Raw genomic sequence first — 6,251 nt, 5'->3', positions numbered from 1 at the left:
GCTTCGCCATGAATCCCTGCGAGTCGCGACCTGACAGCAACCGCGCCTTACTGTCGTGAGGCGCGAGTGACGTTTGCTCGGCGGCAGACTGCGTGCCGAATGCGGCATTGCTGCGCTCGCCGCATTGAGGAGTGCTCTGGTAGACGATGATTACTGCGCACTTCTACAAGATAGGTAGAGCGGCACCCGCAAGGGGTGTGCCGCATCCGTAAGGCAGCAGAGCCGCCAACGGCTGCGCAACAGCGGGTAGTAGGAGCAGAGGCAAGTCGTATAGCAGCGCTCAACGCGGCTTCGCTACGCGCAGCAAGTAGCGATCGGCAAGCGCCGCAGCTCTTCGAGCTGCACGCTTGAAATGCAAATTTTCTCTGGGAGGGTATAAGGGAGGGGTATCTCTTTTTGAAAAAGAGATACCCCTCCCTTATTTATCCGCACCCCTGCAGGTCGCAGGGAGCAGGCCGCAGCGCCTACGACGCTGCACTTATTCCTCGCGCTTATGAAGCGCGACTATTTACATCGAGATCCAGCCGAACGCGCTGGCGATCGAGCTGATCAAAATGATCGCCGCGAAGAACGGGCACAGGAAGCGGATCATGGCGTTGAAGACCTTTCTTCTGCGGAAGGGCGCGCCGTTCAGCGTGACCTCGTCCGCGATGCGGTCGACGCTGATGACGCGGGAGACGAGGATGCAGCTTGCGATGGCCGCGATGGGCATCATCACGGAGTTGGTCAGGAAATCGAAGAAGTCCAAAAACTGCATGCCGATCACGGTGACATTTGCCAGCGGGCCGTAGCCCAGGCTGGAGAGGCTTCCGAGGAGGATCATGGAGACTCCCATGATGCTCGTGGCCTTTCTGCGGCTCCAGTGCAGCTCATCCTGTAAGGTGGAGACGGCACTTTCCGTCAGCGCGATGGAGCTCGTCAGCGCGGCGAACAGCACTAACAGGAAGAACGCAATGCCGATCACCGTGCCAAAGCCCATGGAATCAAAGACCCTCGGGATGGTGATGAACATCAGCGAGGGGCCGGCCTTCAGCGCGCTGGGATCGCCGCCGGAGAAGGCGAACACCGCGGGGATGATCATCAGGCCCGCCATGATGGCGATGGCCGTGTCGAAGACCTCGACATTGCGGGTGGAGCTTTCGATCGAGATGTCCTTTTTCATGTAGGAACCGAACGTGATGAGAATGCCCATGGCGATGGACAGGGAATAAAACATCTGCCCCATGGCGGAGACGACCGTCATCCAGGAGAAGTTGTCAAGATTGGGCACAAGGAAGTACTTGACGCCCTCCAGCGCACCGGGGCGGGTCACGGAATACACGGCGATGATCAGCGACAGCACCACGAGAATGGGCATCATGATCTTGGAGACGCGCTCGATGCCGTTTTCCACGCCCGCGAAGATGATCGCCAGCGTCATGGCCGTGAAAATCAGAAAGCAAAGCTCCGAGGACACGCCGTTGGAGATGAAGGACGAGAAATAGCCGTCCTCCGCGACGAGGTGCGCCTCACCCATCAGGTATTCCGCCAGATATTTGATGACCCAGCCGCCGATGACGGAGTAGTAGGGGACGATCAGAATCGGAATGATGGCGTTGATCCAGCCGCTCACGCGCAGCGCAGGCTTATCGCTGAAGGACTTGTAAGCGCCGACAGGGCTCTTGCCGGTCATGCGGCCGATCGAAGTCTCCGCAATGATCATCGTGTAGCCGAAGGTCATCGCCAGAATGATGTATACCAGCAGGAAAATAGCGCCGCCGTATTTGGCGGCCAGATAAGGAAAGCGCCAGATGTTTCCGAGGCCGACGGACGCGCCCGCAGCCGAAAGGACAAAGCCAATCTTGCCGGAAAAGGAACCTCTTTTATGATCCATGAAGAATCTCCTCTCTTTTTTACGACATACAACTCACCCAGTATATCATAGAATAAAGATAAAAACAATCTGAAATCCGAAGAAAAGAGAGCTATTTGTCGTTGCCGTGCAGAAAAATAAAAAAGGAAGACTCGAAAGAGTCTTCCTTTTTCCATATTTAAGACCAGAGCAGCTGCATCGCGACGATTAGCGCCGCAGCGGCGAGGATATACACACCTGCGATCAGCAGTCCCGCCTTGAGCGCGCCGCGGATGGCGGCATTGCGCTCCTCGCGCGTCAGCTCACCGGCAACGCTTTCCCACGGGCGGTCGTTCGCACGGGGCGCGTCGGGCGCGGAAAAGTCGCTGCGCTTGCGGTGAAAGTGCGGGAGAAAGGTCGGCTGGCGTTCGATGCCGCTCATGTCGGCGATCGTGCGGCCGTCGTCCTCCTCGTAGAAGTCGTCCTTCTTCATCACATATCGTACAGGTGGCAGCACACGAAGTGGCCCGGCTCGATCTCGCGCTGGACGGGTGCTTCCTCCTTGCAGCAGGCCATGCAGTTGGCGCAGCGGGTGTGGAATTTGCAGCCCTTGGGCGGATTGGCAGGGGAGGGGATGGAGCCCTCGAGCACGATGCGGTTCATCTTCACCTTCGGGTCGGGGATGGGGATGGCGGAGAAGAGCGCCTTCGTGTAGGGGTGGAGCGGGTTGCGGAAGATATCTTCCTTCGCGCCGTACTCCACAAGGTTGCCGAGGTACATGACGCCGACGGTGTCGGAGATGTGCTCGACAACGGAGAGGTCGTGGCTGATGAAGAGGTACGTCAGCTTGTATTTATCCTGCAATTCGTTCAGCAGGTTGATGATCTGCGCCTGGATGGACACGTCGAGTGCGGAGACCGGCTCGTCGCAGACGATGAACTCAGGGTTGAGCGCGAGCGCACGCGCGATGCAGATACGCTGGCGCTGACCGCCGGAGAATTCGTGCGGGTAGCGGTCCTTGTGGAACGGCTGTAAGCCGCAGTTGTCCATGACCTGATCGATATAATCGTCGAATTCCGCCTTCGGGACAAGGTTGTGCTCGCGCACGGCCTCGCCGATGATCTCGCCGACCGGCATACGCGGGGAGAGCGAAGAGAACGGGTCCTGGAAGATGATCTGCATCTTCGTGCGCAGGGCGCGCAGCTCCTTGTGGGAGAGGTCGTAGACCTCCTGCCCGTTGAAGAGCACCTGACCGCCGGACTTGGAGTCATACAGGCGCAGGATCGTGCGGCCCGTGGTCGTCTTGCCGCAGCCGGACTCACCGACAAGGCCCATCGTCGTGCCGCGCTTTAAATTGAACGTGACGCCGTCGACGGCCTTGACATAGCCGACCGTCTTCGACACCATACCGCCCTTGATCGGGAAGTATTTCTTGAGGTGATTGACCTGCAGGATGTACTGCGGGTCGTATTCCACGGGGGTGAAATTGTTGTCGATGATGAGTGAGGACTTCTGCGCCTCATCGGCGTGCTCCTGCTTCTTGACAAATTCATCGGCATTCTGCTTCTGCGTTTCCTTCAGTTCATCGAGGACCTGATCGTCGTTCTTACCGGCTTTCCAAAACGGCATCTTATTCACCCTCCTTTCCGTTTTCCTTGCCCTCGGCCAGCTCTTCCTCCACGACCCCCTCAAGGTCGGGGCGCTTGCCGTCGTAATAGCGGTAGCAGCTCACCTTGTGCGTCGGCGAGATGCTGACCTCGCACGGGTAGTCGCCCTCGCAGCCGTTCACGCACATTTCGCAGCGGTCCTTGAAATAGCAGTAGTTCGGCATGTTGATGGGGTTCGGCACTTTGCCGGGGATGGAGTAGAGCTTGTCGACCTGACGGCCCACGACCGGCTTGGAGGCCATGAGGCCGATGGTGTAGGGGTGTGCGGGATGGGCGAAAATCTCCTCCGCCGTGCCCTGCTCGACGATGCGGCCAGCGTACATGACGACCACATAGTCCGCCATTTCGGCGATGACGCCGAGGTCGTGCGTGATGAACATGATCGAGGAATTGATCTGATCCTTCAGATTGCGCAGAAGGTCGAGGATCTGCGCCTGGATCGTCACGTCGAGCGCCGTGGTGGGCTCGTCGGCGATGATGAGCTTCGGGCTGCACGCAAGCGCCATGGCGATCATGACGCGCTGGCGCATACCGCCGGAGAGCTCGTGCGGGAACATCTTGTAAACGCCCTCGCTGTTGGCAATGCCGACCATTTCAAGGAGCTCAATGGTGCGCGCCTTGATCTGCGCTTCGTCGTGGCCCTTTTCGTTGTGCAGGGCCAGCACCTCGTCGACCTGGTCGCCGATGCGGAACACGGGGTTCAGCGCGGTCATCGGCTCCTGGAAGATCATGGAGATGTAGTTGCCGCGTAAGTGCTGCATGACGCTGTCAGGCGCCTTCGTGACGTCGTAGGCCTTGCTGCCGAGGTTCAGGCGAATTTCGCCTTCCACGACCTGACCCTGCGGGCGCTGCAAAAGTTGCATGAGCGACAAACTCGTGACCGATTTGCCGCAGCCGGACTCGCCGACGACGCCGACAGTCTTGCCGATGGGCACGGAGAACGTGACGCCGTCGACCGACTTGACAACGCCCGTGTCGGTGAAAAAGTAGGTGTGCAGGTTGTCGAATTCGACCGCGTTGTTGGGGTCGTGCATCTCGGTCAGATACTCGGATTCGGGAACGTTCTTGCGCTTGCGCTTCTTTTCGAGCGCATTTGTGATCTTGCGGTTTTCTTTGGAAATGCGGCGGGATTCCTTTGCGGAAAGATAGCCGTCATTATGCTTCTTAGCCATTCAAATTCCCTCCTTTCTCAGCGCTTCATCTTCGGGTCGAACGCGTCGCGCAGACCGTCGCCGACGAAGTTGAAGCCGAGGACCGTCAGCATCAGGCAGATGCCGGCGGGGATCCAGATGAACCAGTAGCTCGTGAGGACGTAAGAGTTGGAAACGTCGTTCATGATGTTGCCCCAGGAGGCGAACGGGAACTTGACGCCGAGGCCGAGGAAGCTGAGCGTTGCCTCGGTGATGATGGTGGAGCCGAGGCTCATCGTGCAGTTGACGATGAGCTGCGGGATGACGTTGGGGATCAGGTGGCGGAAGATGCGGCGCGAAACGCTGATGCCGCAGGCCTCCGTCGCGGTCATGAACTCCTGCTCGCGCAGAGAGAGGATCTGGCCGCGGACGAGACGGGCGATACCCGGCCAGCCGAGGAAGCCCAAGATCAGCATTAAGTAGAGCATTCGGATCTGTGGGTCGACGCGCATGCCGTCCATCGCTGCGCCCAGAATGATGATGAGCGGGGTGGAGGGGATGCAGTAGAAGATATCGACGATACGCATGATGAGGTTATCGACCCAGCCGCCGAAGTAGCCGGAGACGCCGCCGAGCACCACGCCGAGCGCCGCGGAGATGATGACGACGATGAAGCCGATCATCAGCGACACGCGGCCGCCGTACATCAGGCGGGTGAGCATATCCATACCGTTTTTATCCGTACCGAGCCAGTGCGCGGAGCTGGGGAAGGAATAGGCGTCGAACACGCGGGTGGACGTGCCCTCCTTGATCGACCACTGGTACTTGGCGGGATTGTATTCAAGCTTGATCTCGCGCTCCTGACCGGCGTCGTTCACATAGGTGTACTCGGTCTCACCGTTTTCGACGGCCTGCTGCACGCGCTCTTTGAAGTCCTTGCTGATGACCGTGCCGCTGACCTTGGACTGGATGACAAAGCGACTGATGTAGGCGATCTCCTCGCCATTCAGCATGACGCTGTCTTCATCAAGCGTATAGGTCTTGCCGTCGGCCGTGAACTCCGCTTCGCCGTTGGCGTGCGCCTTAAGGGCGCTGAAGCTGAAGTTGAAGCCGAACTTCTGGCTGGGGTCGTTCGAGCTGATGATGTCCTTATAGGCGATGGCAAGGAGCCTGCCGCCGCTCGAGACGGAGTAGAGCGAGTCGCCCTCCTCGGTCACGTCGTAGGTGACACCCTTGTAGGAGAAGCTGTCGTCCTTGCCCATGTGCAGCGTGAGCTGCGCCTGGAGGATCGTGCCGAACTCCTGGCCGTCGGCCACGAGATAGCGGTACTCGGTGTTCTCGCTCATGGCGGCGTATTCCTTGAGCTGGATATCGTCGCGGTAGAAGACCTCGTCCTGCCCGTAGGGGCTGATGAGGCCGCCGATGAAAGAGAAAATGAACATCACGGCGAGGATCGTCAGACCCACGACTGCGAGGCGGTTGCGGAAAAAGCGCTTGGCGACCAGCGTGCCCGGGGAAAGGACCTTGACGCGGCGGTCGTCGTTGAGGGAAAGCTGCTCGGGGGAGCCGCTCTCCTGCTGATCGTTGATCTTCTTTTCTTCAGACATGGATTAGCGCCTCCTT

General features: G+C 59.0%; 5 protein-coding genes. All 5 read right to left on the bottom strand.

Annotated features, from left to right (window positions below):
• Positions 1-508: 508 nt before the first annotated feature.
• The 5 genes from NI20_RS0102745 to NI20_RS0102725 all read right to left on the bottom strand — a co-directional run bounded on the left by NI20_RS0102745 (position 509) and on the right by NI20_RS0102725 (position 6,235).
• Positions 509-1,873: a sodium-dependent transporter gene (locus NI20_RS0102745; protein WP_033119905.1), complete on the bottom strand. Its 1,365-nt coding sequence runs from the start codon at positions 1,871-1,873 to the stop codon at positions 509-511.
• Positions 1,874-2,030: 157 nt separating this feature from the next.
• Positions 2,031-2,324 carry a hypothetical protein gene (locus NI20_RS0102740; RefSeq protein ID WP_033119904.1) on the bottom strand — a complete coding sequence of 98 codons (294 nt, stop codon included), beginning with the start codon at positions 2,322-2,324 and terminating at the stop codon, positions 2,031-2,033.
• On the bottom strand, positions 2,324-3,238 hold the full coding sequence (locus NI20_RS0102735; protein WP_369699387.1) for an ABC transporter ATP-binding protein: 915 nt from the start codon (positions 3,236-3,238) through the stop codon (positions 2,324-2,326). Before NI20_RS0102735 ends, NI20_RS0102740 begins: the two co-directional genes overlap by 1 nt.
• 223 nt (positions 3,239-3,461) lie before the next feature.
• A complete protein-coding gene (locus NI20_RS0102730) occupies positions 3,462-4,532 on the bottom strand; it encodes an ABC transporter ATP-binding protein (protein ID WP_369699386.1) in 1,071 nt (356 codons plus the stop codon).
• Positions 4,533-4,687: 155 nt separating this feature from the next.
• Complete coding sequence (locus NI20_RS0102725; RefSeq protein WP_033119903.1) at positions 4,688-6,235, bottom strand: ABC transporter permease; 1,548 nt, start codon at positions 6,233-6,235, stop codon at positions 4,688-4,690.
• Positions 6,236-6,251 lie beyond the last annotated feature (16 nt).

This window comes from Oscillibacter sp. ER4, from assembly GCF_000765235.1.
Classification (GTDB): domain Bacteria; phylum Bacillota; class Clostridia; order Oscillospirales; family Oscillospiraceae; genus Hominicoprocola; species Hominicoprocola fusiformis.
Note: the sequence above shows the minus strand (reverse complement) of the source record. Positions and strands in the feature narration are given on the sequence as shown.